The organism is Pseudomonas helmanticensis (assembly GCF_900182985.1).
GTDB lineage: Bacteria > Pseudomonadota > Gammaproteobacteria > Pseudomonadales > Pseudomonadaceae > Aquipseudomonas > Aquipseudomonas helmanticensis.
In genome coordinates, this window is record NZ_FXUY01000001.1 from 2,098,429 (window position 1) to 2,114,004 (window position 15,576).

The 15,576-nt window shown below is 61.0% G+C and carries 13 protein-coding genes and 3 pseudogenes; 8 read left to right on the top strand and 8 right to left on the bottom strand.

The window, feature by feature from the left end; translation table 11 throughout:
• Positions 1 to 2 precede the first annotated feature (2 nt).
• Positions 3 to 488, bottom strand: a complete 486-nt coding sequence (locus QOL84_RS09410; protein ID WP_283437028.1) for a DMT family transporter — start codon at positions 486 to 488, stop codon at positions 3 to 5.
• A gap of 113 nt (positions 489 to 601) precedes the next feature.
• Between QOL84_RS09410 and QOL84_RS09415 the strand changes: the two genes are divergently transcribed.
• Positions 602 to 1,537 (top strand): LysR family transcriptional regulator, encoded by a 936-nt coding sequence (locus QOL84_RS09415; protein ID WP_283437029.1) that lies wholly within the window; start codon positions 602 to 604, stop codon positions 1,535 to 1,537.
• A 99-nt stretch (positions 1,538 to 1,636) separates the two neighbouring features.
• On the opposite strand, the gene QOL84_RS29485 is transcribed toward QOL84_RS09415, so the two are convergent.
• The 3 genes and pseudogenes from QOL84_RS29485 to QOL84_RS09425 form a co-directional block, all read right to left on the bottom strand.
• Complete coding sequence (locus QOL84_RS29485; RefSeq protein ID WP_430458727.1) at positions 1,637 to 2,458, bottom strand: methyl-accepting chemotaxis protein; 822 nt, start codon at positions 2,456 to 2,458, stop codon at positions 1,637 to 1,639.
• 36 nt (positions 2,459 to 2,494) lie between these two features.
• Positions 2,495 to 3,319 (bottom strand): annotated as a pseudogene (locus tag QOL84_RS29490) (cache domain-containing protein); the annotation flags it as partial.
• Positions 3,320 to 3,483: 164 nt separating this feature from the next.
• Positions 3,484 to 4,800: a Na+/H+ antiporter family protein gene (locus tag QOL84_RS09425; RefSeq protein ID WP_129391781.1), complete on the bottom strand. Its 1,317-nt coding sequence runs from the start codon at positions 4,798 to 4,800 to the stop codon at positions 3,484 to 3,486.
• Between the two features lie 737 nt (positions 4,801 to 5,537).
• On the opposite strand from QOL84_RS09425, the pseudogene QOL84_RS29495 reads away from it, so the two are divergent.
• A pseudogene (locus tag QOL84_RS29495) lies at positions 5,538 to 6,506 on the top strand (PDC sensor domain-containing protein); the annotation flags it as partial.
• A gap of 264 nt (positions 6,507 to 6,770) precedes the next feature.
• Positions 6,771 to 7,364, top strand: a pseudogene (locus tag QOL84_RS29500) (methyl-accepting chemotaxis protein); the annotation flags it as partial.
• Between the two features lie 112 nt (positions 7,365 to 7,476).
• On the opposite strand, the gene QOL84_RS09435 reads toward QOL84_RS29500, so the two are convergent.
• From QOL84_RS09435 to QOL84_RS09450, 4 genes are read right to left on the bottom strand one after another with little or no spacing between them, the layout of a single operon-like run.
• Positions 7,477 to 8,790 carry a sensor histidine kinase gene (locus QOL84_RS09435; RefSeq protein ID WP_129391774.1) on the bottom strand — a complete coding sequence of 438 codons (1,314 nt, stop codon included), beginning with the start codon at positions 8,788 to 8,790 and terminating at the stop codon, positions 7,477 to 7,479.
• A complete protein-coding gene (locus tag QOL84_RS09440; protein ID WP_129391771.1) occupies positions 8,787 to 9,455 on the bottom strand; it encodes a response regulator transcription factor in 669 nt (222 codons plus the stop codon). Before QOL84_RS09440 ends, QOL84_RS09435 begins: the two co-directional genes overlap by 4 nt.
• 3 nt (positions 9,456 to 9,458) lie before the next feature.
• Positions 9,459 to 9,770 (bottom strand): PepSY domain-containing protein, encoded by a 312-nt coding sequence (locus QOL84_RS09445; protein ID WP_283437031.1) that lies wholly within the window; start codon positions 9,768 to 9,770, stop codon positions 9,459 to 9,461.
• The gene (locus QOL84_RS09450; protein ID WP_129391765.1) at positions 9,770 to 10,078 is read right to left on the bottom strand and encodes a PepSY domain-containing protein; all 309 of its coding nucleotides are present in this window, start codon (positions 10,076 to 10,078) and stop codon (positions 9,770 to 9,772) included. The genes QOL84_RS09445 and QOL84_RS09450 overlap by 1 nt, the downstream gene beginning before the upstream one ends.
• Before the next feature lie 241 nt (positions 10,079 to 10,319).
• Between QOL84_RS09450 and QOL84_RS09455 the strand changes: the two genes are divergently transcribed.
• The 5 genes from QOL84_RS09455 (at position 10,320) to codA (ending at position 15,554) form a co-directional block, all read left to right on the top strand.
• Positions 10,320 to 11,399 (top strand): patatin-like phospholipase family protein, encoded by a 1,080-nt coding sequence (locus tag QOL84_RS09455; protein ID WP_129391762.1) that lies wholly within the window; start codon positions 10,320 to 10,322, stop codon positions 11,397 to 11,399.
• An 85-nt stretch (positions 11,400 to 11,484) separates the two neighbouring features.
• On the top strand, positions 11,485 to 11,841 hold the full coding sequence (gene queD, locus QOL84_RS09460; RefSeq protein ID WP_007955941.1) for a 6-carboxytetrahydropterin synthase QueD: 357 nt from the start codon (positions 11,485 to 11,487) through the stop codon (positions 11,839 to 11,841).
• Positions 11,842 to 11,966: 125 nt separating this feature from the next.
• Complete coding sequence (locus tag QOL84_RS09465; RefSeq protein WP_283437032.1) at positions 11,967 to 12,779, top strand: alpha/beta fold hydrolase; 813 nt, start codon at positions 11,967 to 11,969, stop codon at positions 12,777 to 12,779.
• A gap of 240 nt (positions 12,780 to 13,019) precedes the next feature.
• Positions 13,020 to 14,291, top strand: a complete 1,272-nt coding sequence (gene codB, locus QOL84_RS09470) for a cytosine permease (RefSeq protein WP_283437033.1) — start codon at positions 13,020 to 13,022, stop codon at positions 14,289 to 14,291.
• A gap of 15 nt (positions 14,292 to 14,306) precedes the next feature.
• Entirely contained in the window at positions 14,307 to 15,554 is a 1,248-nt protein-coding gene (codA, locus tag QOL84_RS09475) for a cytosine deaminase (RefSeq protein WP_283437034.1), read from the top strand.
• The last annotated feature ends 22 nt before the right edge of the window (positions 15,555 to 15,576 follow it).

Here is a 15,576-nt window from a genome sequence, read left to right on the forward strand (position 1 = left end):
ACTCACCCCCGCGCAATCAGAACCAACGCCACCACAATCAACCCCAACGCCAGCCAACGCTCAGCATTGACCTTCTTGCGCGCCGCGCCGAACCAGCCAAAGTGGTCGATCAGCACACTCTTGCCGACCTGCCCGGAGAGGATCGCAATCATCGTCATCGCAATGCCGATATGCGGCGTCGCCAACGTCAACACCACGACATACATCGGCCCGAGAAATCCGCCGATCAACTGCCAGCGCGGCAACGTGTTCAGCGCCGGGCCTTTTTGCGGACCGGCGAACAGCAGCAGCAAAAACAGGATCGCCGAGCCCACGCCAAAGATGCTCAACGTCGCCCACAGATGCCCGACCTGCACACCCAACGGCCCGAGCAACCCCGCCTCCACCGACAAGCCCATGCCCGCCAGGATCACCAGCGGCAGGAGCAACAAGCGCAACCACGACCGCGCCACCGGCGCCGCGACAGCGCCTTCATCCAACGTCTGCATAACTCAACTTCCACGCAAGTAATCGATGGCGCGGATTATCGGCTGGCGTCGCTGTGCGATAAATGGGAGCATCCGGACAACACTTTTGCGCAATACGCACAGCAGGACAGATCATGCACGGGCTCAACGAACTCGGATTCAAAGCGCTAAGGCTGTTTGTGGCGGTGCTCGACCATGGCAGTTTTTCCGAAGTCGCTCGCCGCGAGGGCGTGGCGCCCTCTTCGATTTCCCGGCAGATTCAATTGATGGAGCAAGCGCTGAACCAGCAATTGCTCTACCGCCACACCCGCGCCGTGAGCCCGACCGAAGCCGGGCGCCTGCTCGGTCATCACGCGCGACTGCTGCTGGTGCAACTGGAGGAAGCCGGGCAAGCCTTGCAGGAACAGCAAAGCGAACCCACCGGCCTGGTGCGAATCAACGCCCCGGTGGTGTTCGGCCAGCGTCATTTGACGCCGTGGCTGGGCCAGTTGTGCGCGCGCTATCCAAAGCTGCAACTGGATATCCAGCAGACCGACCATTACGTCGATCCCTTGCAGGAAGGTGCAGATCTGCTGTTTCGCATCGGCCCGCTGCACGATTCGAGCATGCAGGCGCGGATTCTGGCGCCGCATCGCTTTCAGGTCGCGGCCAGCCCAGCGTATCTCAAGCGCCACGGCGCACCGCAACATCCCGAGGATCTCGCGCAGCATCAATGCCTGGCCTATAAGGGTGCGACGGGGCAGCAACGCTGGTTTTTCCGTCGTGACGGGGAGGATTGGACGCCCTACTCGGTTAAAGGTCCGATCACCGGCAACCATGCCGACACGCTGACGCAAGCCGCCGAACAAGGGTTGGGGCTGGTGATGTTTCCGTCATGGCTGATTGGTGAAGCGGTGCGCGAAGGCACGCTGGTGCCGGTGCTGCGGGAGTATCAGGTGTCGAACAGCCTGGAACCGCAGCAGATCGCGGTGCTCTGGCCGGGGAGTCGACGGTTGTCGGTGAAGGTGCGCACGGTGATCGACTTCTTCATCGAATGCTTCGGGGAAGTGCCCTACTGGGACAGGCCTTGATTTCCAATGTAGGAGCTGCCGCAGGCTGCGATCTTTTGATCTGGTTTTTAACAATCAAGATCAAAAGATCGCAGCCTGCGGCAGCTCCTACATAGGGTCTTAAATGCGGAACTGGCCGACCAGTTTGCCCAGGCGCTGGCCGAGGTCTGCGAGGCTGCGCGATGTCTGTGCACCCAACTGGGTTTCATCGGCAACGTTATCCACCGCCACCGCGATCTGATGCACGCTGCGGTTGATCTCTTCGGCCACCGCCGTTTGTTCCTCGGCCGCACTGGCGATCTGCGCGTTCATCGAGTTGATCGTCGCAATCAGCTCGGCCATCGCATCCAGCGATGCACCGGCCTGATTGGCCTGTTGCGAAGTGCCGTCACCGGCCTCGCTGGAACGACGCATCGCCTCGACTGCCTGCTGGGTGCCCGCCTGCAAGCGATCGATCATCCCCTGAATTTCCTGCGTGCTGATCTGTGTGCGACTGGCCAATGCGCGCACTTCATCCGCCACCACGGCAAACCCGCGACCGGCCTCACCGGCGCGCGCTGCCTCGATCGCCGCGTTCAATGCCAGCAGGTTGGTCTGTTCGGCAATCGAGCGAATCACCCCAAGCACGCCGACAATCGAGGTCACGTCCTGCTGCAGACTGTCGAGCGACACGCCGCTGCTGCGGATGTCATCGACCAGCGCATGAATCTGCTTGATGCTGCCAGCCACCACGCGCTTGGCGCTCTGGCCTTCCTCATCGGTCTGCTGGGCGGCGACGGCGGCGTTCTGCGCGCTCTTCGCCACTTCCTGCGCGGCCGCGGACATTTCGTTGATCGCCGTGGCGACCTGATCGGTCTCGTGACGCTGACGTTCCATTGCCTGATCCGAACGCTGGGCCTGATCGGACACCTGCGTGACCAGACCAGTCAGTTGCGTGGTCATCTCGGTGATCTGCCGCACCAGGCCATGGATCTTGTCGACGAAACGGTTGAACGAGCCGGCCAGTTCACCGAGTTCATCCTGGCTGGTGATGTTCAGCCGACGCGTGAGGTCGCCCTCACCCGCCGCGATGTCGTCAAGGTTGGCCTTCATCAAATTCAGCGGACGTAAAATGGTGTTGGCCAGCAACATCCCCGCTGCCGCAATCACCAGCAGCACCACCACCGCGACGCCAACGATGCTCAGCACCACGCCTTGCATGCGTTCCTGCACCTGCGCTTCAACCAGCGCCACTTGCGCTTCGATGCCATCGAGGTTGACCGACGTACCGACCGCCATGTCCCACTTGGCCAGGTATTCGGTGTAGCCGAGTTTCGGCACCAACACCTGCGCATTGCCCGGCAGCGGCGAGCTGTATTGCAGATAGTGCGTGCCGTCCTTCGCCACACTCACCAGACCACGGTTGACGTAGACGCCGTTCGGGTCGCGATTGTCCTTGAAGCTTTTGCCCACGCCTTCGGGGTCGTTGGCCTTGAACAGGCGCACGGTCTCGGAGTCGTAGCCGAAGAAGTAACCGTCCTTGCCGTAACGAATGCCCGAGAGCAATTTGATCGCCTGCGCGCGCGCCTCGGCATCACCGGGAGCAGCAGCGTCGTACAGCGGTTTGATCGTGGTCATGGCCACGGCGACGTAACTTTGCAGGGTCGCTTTGGCATCGCCGAGCAAGCGTTCGCGGGTCTGCTCGACCTCTGTGTGCGCCTGTTCCTGGAGGATGAACAGTGTGGTCAGACTGATGACCAACGCAAAGAGCAATACCGGAAGAACGGCGAGGGAGAGGACTTTAGCCTTGAGGCTCAGGCGCATTGTGGGGCTCACTCTTTTGGTTTTATTGGCGTGGTTAAAGGCTTTAACGGCACGCAAAAGCAAAAGTTGAACCCGCAAAAAAAGATCGCAGCCTTCGGCAGCTCCTACATTGATCTCTGTAGGAGCTGCCGAAGGCTGCGATCTTTTGATCTTCAGAGGCTAAATCACAACACCATCGCGGCCACCCAGCCGAACGCCAGCAGCGGCAGATTGTAATGCAGGAACGTCGGCACCACGGTGTCCCAGATGTGGTGATGCTGACCGTCGATGTTCAAGCCAGAGGTCGGGCCGAGGGTCGAATCCGAGGCCGGTGAACCGGCGTCTCCCAACGCACCGGCGGTACCGACGATGCACACGATAGCGATCGGGCTGAAGCCCAGTTGCACGCACAGCGGCACAAAAATCGCCGCCAGAATCGGCACGGTGGAAAACGACGAACCGATGCCCATGGTCACCAGCAACCCGACCAGCAACATCAACAGCGCGCCGATGCCCTTGCTGTGATTGATCCACGACGCCGACGACTCGACCAGCGTCTGCACCTCTCCGGTCGCCTTCATCACTTCGGCAAAACCGGACGCGGCGATCATGATGAAGCCGATCATCGCCATCATCTTCATGCCTTCGGTGAACAGGTCATCCGTCTCGCGCCACTTCACAATGCCCGACACCGAGAAGATCAGGAACCCGACCAGCGCCCCGATAATCATCGAGTCCAGCAACAGTTGCACAATGAACGCGGCGGCAATCGCCACACCGGCAATCATCAGGCTCATCGGGTTGTACTGCACCGCCACTTGCTCGACCTGCTCGATCTTCGCCAGGTCGTAGACGCGCCGTTTGCGATAGCTGACGAACGCCATCGCCAACCCGAAGACCATGCCCAACGCCGGAATGCCCATGGCGTGGGTGACATTGATGCCACTGATGTCGACGCCGCTGCGCGCAACATTGGCCAACAAAATCTCATTGAGAAAGATGTTACCGAAGCCTACCGGGAGGAACATGTACGGAGTGATCAGACCGAACGTCATCACACAGGCGATCAAACGGCGATCGAGTTGCAGCTTGGTCAGTACATATAAAAGCGGCGGCACCAGCAGCGGAATGAAGGCGATATGGATCGGCAGAATATTCTGCGAAGCGATCGCCACCACCCACAGCAGGCCGATCAGCAGCCATTTGACGCTGTCGCCGCCGCTCGAATGCTGGCGATCAACCATCGCCAGGGCCTTGTCCGCCAGCGCATGGGCCAGGCCGGACTTGGCAATCGCCACGGCGAAAGCGCCCAACAACGCGTAGGACAACGCCACGGTCGCCCCGCCACCCAGACCGCTGTTGAACGCCTTGAGCGTGGCGTCGATGCCCAGGCCACCGGTCAAACCACCGACCAGCGCGCCCACGATCAGGGCGATCACCACGTGCACGCGGGACAGGCTGAGCACCAGCATGACGCCGACCGCCGCTATGACTGCATTCATTTCACTACCTCAAAAAACACTGCGGTGGAAAACCGACCGCCAGACAGGATGAGTCCGCCAACGGATTACCGGCGGATTTGCAAAGAGGGTCTTATTAGAAGGGCGCGCACTGTGCCGCAGAGTGGCGGCGCTGTCAAAACATCCAAAGCTGTACCCACCCCCTGTGGCGAGGGGGCTGCCCCCGTCCGGCTGCGAAGCAGTCGTAAAACCAGACAACGAGGTTTCGCTGAATGAACGCGGGGGCGGCTTCGTCACCCAACGGGGGCAAGCCCCCTCGCCACAGGAATAGTAGTGCAACAGAGTATTCGCATCGAGCAGTGCGGCAATTGGTCATATTGTGTTTCAGGGATAAAGAAAGCCGAAACGCGGCCGTTACAGTGCAAAGTCTCAGATATTTATCGAATAAGGACGTCTCCATGTCGCTCAGACAACTTTCCATCCAATGGAAAATCACCCTGCTCGCCGGCCTCTGCCTGGCCGGTATCGTGACCCTGTTGGTGGGTCTTTCGCTGTACCGCATGGAGCACAGTTCCGCACTGGTGAAAGCCTCCAGCATGGAGATGCTCACCGAGTCGGCGCAGGCGCGCATCGAGTCGCAAGGCGAAGTGCAAGCCGCCGGCATTCGTCAGCAATTCATGGACGCCTATCAATACGGTCACGGTTTCTCGCGGCAGGTGCTGTTCCTGCGCGAGCAGGCCGAGAAGCGCTTCCTCGATGCCTTCGACCTGCGCGAAGACATGACCCGTCAGGTCAAGTCCGCACTGCAAGCCAACCCGGACTTGCTCGGCCTGTCGCTGGTGTTCGAAGCCAACGCGCTGGACGGCAAGGACGAATTGTTTGCCGGCCAGGCCGAACTGGGCAGCAACGACAAGGGCCGTTTCGCCCTGTACTGGTCGCAACCGACCCCGGGCAAAGTCACTTCGATGGCGCTGCCGGAAAGCGACATGGCCGACACCAGCACCGGCCCTAGCGGTCAGGCCGCCAATGCCTGGTTCACCTGCCCGCGCACGACGCTCAAGCCGTGCGTGATCGAACCGTACTTCTATGTGATCGACGGCCAGAACGTGCTGATGACCAGCATCGTCTTCCCGCTGATGGTCAACGGCAAAGTCATCGCCTCGCTGTCGGTCGACATCAACCTCAACAGCCTGCAAGCGATCAGCCAGGGCGCAAGCAAAAAGCTCTATGACGGCCAGACCGCCGTGAGCATCGTCAGCCCTGCCGGCCTGCTCGCCGGGTACAGCCCGGACGCGAGCAAATTGAGCCAGCGTCTGGATGCCGTCGACAAGGTCAGCGGTGCTGAGCTGCTGAGCAAACTGGCGTCCAGCAGCAGTGTCAGCAGCCTGCACAGCAACGGCCAGTTGAAAGTGCTGTCGCCGTTCCAGCCGATTCCGGGCGGCCCGTCGTGGGGCGTGTTGCTCGATGTACCGGAGAAAGTCCTGGTCAGCCGTGCCGAAGCGCTTAAGCAACAACTGGACGCGAGCAATAATTCCGGCACGTTGATCGAGCTGAGCCTCGGCGTGCTGGCCGCATTGATCGGCCTGTTGCTGGTGTGGCTGATGGCGCGCAGCGTGACCAAGCCGATCCTCGGCGTGGCGCACATGCTCGAAGACATCGCCAGTGGCGAAGGCGATCTGACCCGCCGTCTGGCCTATGACAAAAAGGACGAACTCGGCCAGTTGGCCGGCTGGTTCAACCGTTTCCTCGACAAGTTGCAGCCGATCATCGCCGAGGTGAAACGCTCAGTGCAGGATGCGCGCAACACTGCCGATCAGTCCTCGGCCATCGCCGCGCAGACCAGCGCCGGTATGGAGCAGCAATACCGTCAGGTCGATCAGGTCGCCACCGCTTCTCACGAGATGAGTGCGACCGCGCAAGACGTTGCGCGCAGTGCCGCGCAAGCAGCCGAAGCCGCCAAGGATGCCGATCGCGCCACCCGTCAGGGCCTGACCGTGATCGATCGCACCACCGCCAGTATCGACACCCTCGCCGCCGACATGAGCGCGGCCATGGTGCAGGTCGAAGGGCTGGCGGCCAACAGCGAAAAAATCGGCGCGGTGCTGGAAACCATCCGCGCCATTGCCGAGCAGACCAACCTGCTGGCGCTCAACGCGGCGATCGAAGCGGCGCGTGCCGGGGAAGCCGGACGTGGTTTTGCCGTGGTCGCGGATGAAGTGCGCAACCTCGCCCGCCGTACGCAAGAGTCGGTAGAAGAAACCCGTCAGGTGATCGAGCAATTGCAGAGCGGCACGCAGGATGTGGTCGGCTCGATGGGCAACAGCCATCGTCAGGCCCAGGGCAGTGTCGAGCAGGTAGGTCAGGCGGTGACTGCACTGCGCCAGATCGGCGATGCGGTGACGGTGATCAGCGACATGAACCTGCAGATTGCCAGCGCCGCCGAAGAGCAGAGCGCGGTGGCCGAGGAGATCAATAACAACGTGGCGACGATTCGTGATGTGACGGAGTCATTGTCCGGTCAGGCGAATGAATCGGCGCGGGTCAGCCAGTCGCTGAACAGCCTGGCGAATCAGCAACAGAGTTTGATGGACCAGTTTCGCGTCTGACCCACACGACATGTAGGAGCTGTCGAGTGCAACGAGGCTGCGATCTTTTGATCTCGCTTTAAAGATCAAAAGATCGCAGCCTGCGGCAGCTCCTACAGGGGTGATTTGGCGGTTAGCGTTTGGGCAGGTTGATCAGCACTTTCAGGCCGCCCCACTCGCTTTCCTGCAACGACAATGTGCCACCCCACGTGTCGACGATGTCGCGCACAATCCCCAGCCCCAGGCCATGTCCGTGCGTCTGCTCATCCAGCCGCGTGCCGCGACTGAACACCTGAGTGCGCTGCTCTTCGGGAATTCCCGGGCCGTCATCCTCGACGCTCAAGGCAAAACCCTCAGCGCTTTCGACGACACTCAAACGCACCTCGGCATCCGCCCATTTGCAGGCGTTGTCCAGCAGGTTGCCCAGCAGTTCCAGCAAGTCTTCACGATCCCACGGCAATTGCAGCCCGGCCGGCGCGACATAACTCAACGCCAGATGCTCGCCATGAATCATGTTCAGCGTCGCCAGCAACCCCGGCAACTCGGCATCACAATCGAACAACGCCCCGGGCAGCGCATCACCGGACAAGCGTGCACGATTAAGCTCGCGATTGAGCCGCTGCTGCACCTGCTCCAGTTGTTCCTTGAGCAGTTTGCGCAGCTCGGGGTGGGCATCGAGTTTCTCGCTGGAGGCCAGACTCAACAACACCGCCAACGGCGTTTTCAGCGCATGGCCGAGATTGCCCAAGGCATTGCGTGAACGCTTGAGGCTGTCTTCGGTGTGCGCGAGCAAATGGTTGATCTGCGCCACCAACGGCTCCAGCTCCACCGGCACCTGATCGTCCAGTTGCGAACGCTGGCCCTGCTGCAATTGCGCGATCTGTTCGCGCGCCTTTTCCAGTGGGCGCAAGGCGCGCCGCACGGTCAAGCGCTGCAAGAACAGAATCAACAACAAAGCCGCCAGACCCAGCCCGAGGCCGATCTGACGCATGCGCTGGAAGCTCTCGTTAACCGGCGTGTAATCCTGCGCGACGCTGATCGAGATCGACTGGCCCAGGCGCCGATAGTCCGAACGCAGCACCAGCAACTGCTGGCCGTCCGGCCCCAGCTGCAGGTTGCTGTGCAGTCCGGGATGTTCCAGCAACGGCAGATCCTGATCCCACATGGAGCGCGAACGCCAATGGCTGTCGGCAAAATCGATACGGAAATAGTGCCCGGAAAACGGCCGCTGATAGGCCGGCGACAAATGCCGCTCATCCAGTTGCAAACCCTGCGGGCCACGCACCAGCGCCACCAGCAGGCTTTCGCTGTCGTTGCGCAACCCGGCTTCGAGGTAGCGCTGCAAACCCATTTCAAACAGCCACAAACTGGTTTGCGCCAGCACCAGACCGACGATCACCATGACGCTGATCAACCCCAGGCTCAAGCGGCGCTGGATCGACCTCACGAAGCTTGCCCGCCGAACAGGTAACCCTGGCCGCGACGGGTTTCGATCACGCTTTTGCCGAGCTTGCGGCGCAGGTGATTGACGTGGACTTCGAGGACGTTGGAGTCACGCTCGGTTTCACCGTCGTAGAGGTGTTCGGCGAGGTGGCTTTTCGACAGGATCTGCTCCGGGTGCAGCATGAAATAGCGCAGCAGGCGGAATTCGGCAGCGGTCAGCTGGATGTCGGCGCCATCGCGAACGACGCACTGGCGACCTTCATCCAGATGCAGTCCGGCAGCCTTCAGCGTCGGCTGATTGGCCTGGCCCTTGGAGCGGCGTAACAGCGACTGAATGCGCAACTGCAACTCTTCAGGGTGGAACGGTTTGGTCAGGTAATCGTCGGCACCGGCCTTCAGCCCTTCGATGCGCTCGGCCCAGGAATCGCGCGCGGTGAGGATCAACACCGGGATCGCCAGACCGCCGGCGCGCCATTGCGCCAGCACCTCAAGCCCAGGTACGCCGGGCAGGCCAAGGTCGAGAATGATCAGGTCATACGGCTCGCTGCTGCCCTGATACAGCGCGTCACGGCCGTCGGCCAGCCAATCGACTGCGTAGCCTTGGCGTTGCAGGGCGGCGAGCAATTCGTCGGCCAGCGGCACATGGTCTTCCACCAGAAGCAAACGCATCGGTCAATCTTCCTTGTCTTTCACAAGTTCGCCGGTATCGGCCCTCAGGTGCAGCTCGCGGGCCACGCCATCAACCGTCAGCAACTCGACTTCATAAATGTAGACGTCGTGCTTTTCTTCCAGCTCGACCTCCAGCAGTTTCGCGCCAGGGTAGCGATCCATGGCTTGTTGCAGCACTTGCTCCAGCGGCAGGATCACGCCCTGCTTGCGCAGATTGAGCGCTTCGTCCGGACCGAGGTCGCGGGCCAGCGCCGCCGAGCAGAAAATCACAAGCGCCAGCGCAGTGCGGCTGGTGGCGCGAACATTAACCTTCATTACGTATCCTGATGATTCTTGAGCACTTGCCCGCTGACCGCGTCCAATTCCAGATCCCATTCCAGCCCCTGCCGATCACGCACTTCGATCTGGTAGATGTACTTGCCGTACTGCTCTTCCAGCTCGGTGTCGGTGATGGTCGCGCCCGGGTGCCTGGCCAGCGCGGTCGCGTTGAGCTTCTCGAAGGACACGATAGTACCAGCGTCACGCAGACGCAGGGCTTCATCGGGACCCAGATCACGCGCATGGGCGAGGCTGGCGGTGAGGCCGACGATCGAGGCAATGGACAGGGCAGTCAGGGTTTTCATGGGTGTCTCCGTATTTTTATGTGTTGCATACGGCGGGCACCTTAGCGATTTGAACTTAACTGAAACTGAATTGCCATCATTGCTCAGCACTCCGCACGCCCAATGTAGGAGCTGCCGCAGGCTGCGATCTTTTGATCTTGTCTTTTAAAAACAACATCAAAAGATCGCAGCCTGCGGCAGCTCCTGCAGGATTTTGTAACATGTGCTTATAATTGTTCGCTTGCTAACGATCGAGACCGGTATGACTGCCATCCACATCAAGTTCCCCGCCCTCACCCTCAAGGCCGGCCCGCGCGCCATGGCGCGGATTCGCGCGCAAGGCTTGCACGCCGCCGACGTCGGCACCCTGCCCGGCGCGGCCGGTGGGCCGAAGGCGTTGGGCATTCAGGGGCTGGACTTGGCGTTGTTCGGTGAGTGGCTGCCGGCCGCACCACGCGAGCGTTCGCTGATCGGTGCGTCGGTCGGCTCCTGGCGTTTTGCGAGTGCCTGTCTGCCGGATGCCGCTGAAGGGATTCGCCGTCTCGGCCAGCTTTACGCCGAGCAGAATTTCAACAAGGGCGTGACCATGGCCGAGATCAGTCAGAGCTCGCAGCGCATGCTCAATGAGCTGCTCGACGGCCGCGACGCGAGCATCCTCAGCAACGCCGATTACCGCCTGAACATCATGGTGGTGAAAAGCCAGGGCCGCCTGGCCGACGACCATCGCGGTCGCCTCGGGCTGGCACTGGGTTCGGTGATCGCCGATAACCTGCGTGGGCGCGCACGGCTGTCGCGGCACTTCGAGCGACTGATCATCCACGATCCGCGCCTGGCGCCACCGGTGAATGCGCTGAATGACTTCCCGTCACGCTTCGTCGCCCTGAATGCCGCTAACTTGCGTCAGGCGCTATTGGCCTCGGGTTCGATCCCGATGGTCATGGAAGGCGTGCGTGATCTGCCGGGCGCCGGTGCCGGCACCTTTCGCGACGGTGGCTTGCTCGATTATCACCTCGACCTGCCCTACAGCGGCGACGGCATCGTGCTCTATCCGCACTTCACCGACCGGGTGATTCCCGGTTGGTTCGACAAGACCCTGCCGTGGCGCAAGGCCTCGGTGCAACGTTTGCAGGACGTGCTGTTGCTCGCGCCCTCGAAGGAATACCTGGCGCGCCTGCCCTACGGCAAACTGCCCGACCGAAATGACTTCAAACGCTTCATGGGCGATGCGCCGAGCCGGCAGAAATACTGGCACGCGGCGATGGACGAAAGCCGCCGCCTCGGCGACGAGTTCCTTGAACTGACTGCCAATGGTCGCCTCGCCGAGCGCTTGCTGACCCTTTAGTCAGCACGGCCAAACACAAGCTGGTAAACTCGCCGCCTGCCCGAATCGCTGCGGCGAACACCATCTGAACAGAGCCGAAAATACCGTGGAAATCTTCAAGGAATTTACTTTCGAATCCGCCCACCGCTTGCCGCACGTCCCGGACGGCCACAAGTGCGGGCGTCTGCACGGTCACTCGTTCAAAGTGGCGATTCACCTCAGCGGCGACCTCGATCCGCACACTGGCTGGATCCGTGATTTCTCTGAAATCAAGGCGATCTTCAAGCCGTTGTACGAGCGTCTGGACCACAACTACCTGAACGATATTCCTGGCCTGGAAAACCCGACCAGTGAAGTGCTGGCGAAATTCATCTGGAATGAATTGAAGCCACTGCTGCCGGAACTGAGCGCGATCCGTATTCACGAGACGTGCACCAGCGGCTGCATCTATCGCGGCGAATAACCCGCAAATCCCCCTGTAGGAGCTGCCGAAGGCTGCTCCTACAGGGGGACGGTTCAAGAACAGCCTTCACGGCTGTTTTTTTACGCCTATGCTTTTTGGCTCCCACCCGCCAAGAGGACAGGCCCATGACGAACTGGCTGCTGGATCAGGTCTTTGACTTCAACGGGCAACGAGTACGTTACGCCGTGCGCGGCGACGGACCGCCGCTGGTGTTCGTGCATGGCACGCCGTTTTCGTCGTACGTGTGGCACCGGATCGCCCCGCACTTTTTTGCCACACACCGCGTGCACTATTTTGATTTGCTCGGTTACGGACGCTCCGCGCAACCCGACGCCGACGTCTCCCTCGGCGTGCAGAACGTGCTGCTGGCACAACTGCTCGATCACTGGAATCTGGATTGCCCCGACGTCGTCGCCCACGACTTTGGTGGTGCCACGGCGCTGCGCACGCACCTGCTCAATGGCAAGGATTACCGCAGCCTGACGCTGATCGATCCGGTGGCGCTGACGCCATGGGGCTCGCCGTTCGTGCAACATGTGCGTCAGCATGAAGCGGCGTTCAGTGGCCTGCCCGATTACATCCAGCGCGCCATTGTGCCGACCTACATTCGCGGGGCGATTCATCGGGAGATTCCCGACGACGAACTCGCGCCCTACGTTGAGCCATGGCTGGGCGATCCCGGGCAAGCGGCGTTTTATCGACAGATTGCGCAGATGGATGAGCGCTATACCCGTGAGGCACAACCGTTGTATCCGAGCATCCGCTGCCCGGTACAGATTCTCTGGGGCGAAGACGATCAGTGGATTCCCATCGAGCGTGGCCGGGCGTTGCAGCAGATGATCCCGGGATCACAATTCCACCCGATTCCCAACGCCGGCCACCTCGTCCAGGAAGACGCCCCCGAAGCCATCGTCGCAGCCCTGATGCGTTTCCTCTAACCCACCACAAATCCCCTGTAGGAGCTGCCGAAGGCTGCGATCTTTTGATCTTGCTTCTAAAAAACAAAATCAAAGGATCGCAGCCTTCGGCAGCTCCTACATTGGGCTTTGGTGTGTTCGGGTGCACCGATTTCGCGCTAATCCACGCGACTCGTCTATACATAACCCGCGCCAACCGGAACATGGCACGACCACTGCAACCCTTCTCCGCGTCTTCTCTTTCTCTGCAAGGACCGCCCCATGACGCAGAACGCTCCCGGCAACGATTACCCCCTCAGCGAAGTCCCCATGCACGCGCGCAAAGGCCTGGCCTCGACGGCGATGGTGTTACTGGGCTTCACGTTTTTTACCGCGACCATGTTTGCCGGTGGCAAGCTCGGGGTTGCGTTCAGTTTCGCCGAGATGATCGCGGTGATCATCGTCGGTAATCTGCTGCTGGGACTCTACGCGGCCGGGCTGGGTTACATCGCCTTCAAGAGCGGCCTTAATTCGGTGTTGATGGGGCGCTTCTGCTTCGGCGAAGTCGGCAGCAAACTCAGCGACCTGATCCTTGGCTTTACCCAAATCGGCTGGTACGCCTGGGGCACCGCTACCGCTGCGGTGGTAATCGGCAAATACTTTGATCTCGATGAGGGCACGGTGCTCGGTTTGATGGTGCTGTTCGGCCTGATGTTTTGCGCCACGGCGTATGTCGGCTATCGCGGACTGGAAATTCTCTCGTACATCGCCGTACCAGCAATGATGTTGCTGCTGATGCTGTCGATGTGGGTGGCGACGGTGAAGGTCGGCGGTTTCGAAGGATTGCTCAGCGTCGTGCCAAGTGGTTCGCTGGACTGGTCGACGGCGATCACTTTGGTGTTCGGCACTTTCGTCAGCGGCGCGACGCAAGCGACCAACTGGACGCGTTTCTCGCGTTCGGCGCGCGTTGCGGTGCTGGCCAGCCTGATCGGGTTTTTCATCGGCAATGGCCTGATGGTGCTGATCGGCGCGTACGGTGCCATCGTCTATCAACAACCCGACGTGGTTGAAGTGCTGCTGTTGCAGGGTTTTGCCATGGCCGCGATGGCCATGCTGTTGTTGAACATCTGGAGCACTCAGGACAACACCATCTACAACTTCGCCGTCGCCGGTTGCAACCTGCTGCGCACCGGTCGGCGCAAGACCGTGACCTTGGCCGGCGCGGTGATCGGTACGCTGCTCGCGTTGCTCGGCATGTACGACATGCTGGTGCCGTACCTGATTCTGCTCGGCACGGTGATTCCGCCGATTGGCGGAGTGATCATGGCGGACTTTTTCTACCGCTGGCGCGGGCGTTATCCGCGCCTCGCCGACGCACGGCTGCCAGCCTTCAACTGGCCGGGCCTCGGGGCTTACGCGGTCGGCACGGTCGCGGCGTTCAGCTCGCCATGGGTTGCGCCGCTGGTAGGCATCGCCGCTGCCGCGTTAACGTATGTCATCGTCACCGGCGTGCTCGGCGCTCGCAGCGCGGCCGCGCCACTACAAGACCTATAAAAAAGGATTCGCCTGATGCACATCATCAACGCCCGTTTGCGCAACCAGGAAGGTTTGCACGAATTGCACCTTGAAGACGGCCTGATCCGCAGCATCGCCCGGCAGACCGAAGCGCCCACCCTTGGCCCGGATGATCTCGACGCCGGCGGCAATCTGGTGGTGCCGCCCTTCGTCGAGCCGCACATTCACCTCGACGCCACCCTCACCGCCGGCGAACCACGCTGGAACATGAGCGGCACGCTGTTTGAAGGCATCGAATGCTGGGGCGAGCGCAAGGTCACCATCACCGAAGAAGACACCAAGACCCGCGCCAAAAAAACCATTCAGACCCTGGCCGCGCACGGCATTCAGCATGTTCGCACTCACGTCGACGTCACTGACCCGCAACTCACCGCGCTGAAAGCGATGCTCGAAGTGCGCGAGGAAAGCCGTCACCTCATCGACCTGCAAATCGTCGCGTTCCCGCAGGAAGGCATCGAGTCGTTCCGCAATGGCCGCGAGTTGATGGAAGAGTCGATCCGCATGGGCGCGGACGTGGTCGGCGGGATTCCGCATTTCGAGTACACCCGCGATCAGGGCGTCAGTTCGGTGAAGTTTTTGATGGACCTGGCCGAGCGCACCGGTTGCCTGGTCGACGTGCATTGCGACGAGACCGACGACCCGCATTCACGCTTTCTCGAAGTGCTCGCCGAAGAAGCCCGCAGCCGCGACATGGGCGCCCTCGTCACCGCCAGCCACACCACGGCGATGGGTTCTTACGACAATGCCTACTGCGCCAAACTGTTCCGTCTGCTCGGGCATTCGGGGATCAGTTTTGTCTCCTGCCCGACCGAAAGCATTCACCTGCAAGGGCGCTTCGACAACTTCCCGAAACGCCGTGGTGTGACGCGCGTGAACGAGTTGCTCGAAGCCGGAATGAACGTGTGTTTTGGCCAGGACTCGATCGTCGATCCGTGGTACCCGCTGGGCAACGGCAACATCCTCCGCGTGCTCGAGGCGGGACTGCACATTTGCCACATGCTCGGTTACCGTAACCTGCAAAGTGCGCTGGATCTGGTCACCGACAACAGCGCCAAGGCCATGCATCTGGGCGAACGTTACGGACTGGAATGCGGACGCCCGGCGAACCTGCTGATTCTCTCGGCGGACAGCGATTATGAAGTGATCCGCAGCCAGGGCCTGCCGTTGTATTCGATTCGCGGCGGCAAGGTGTTGATGAAGCGGCAGATGCCGGTGGTGGAGTTCAGTACCGATCTGAGTTGAGATTGTCGTCGGGGCTGATGGC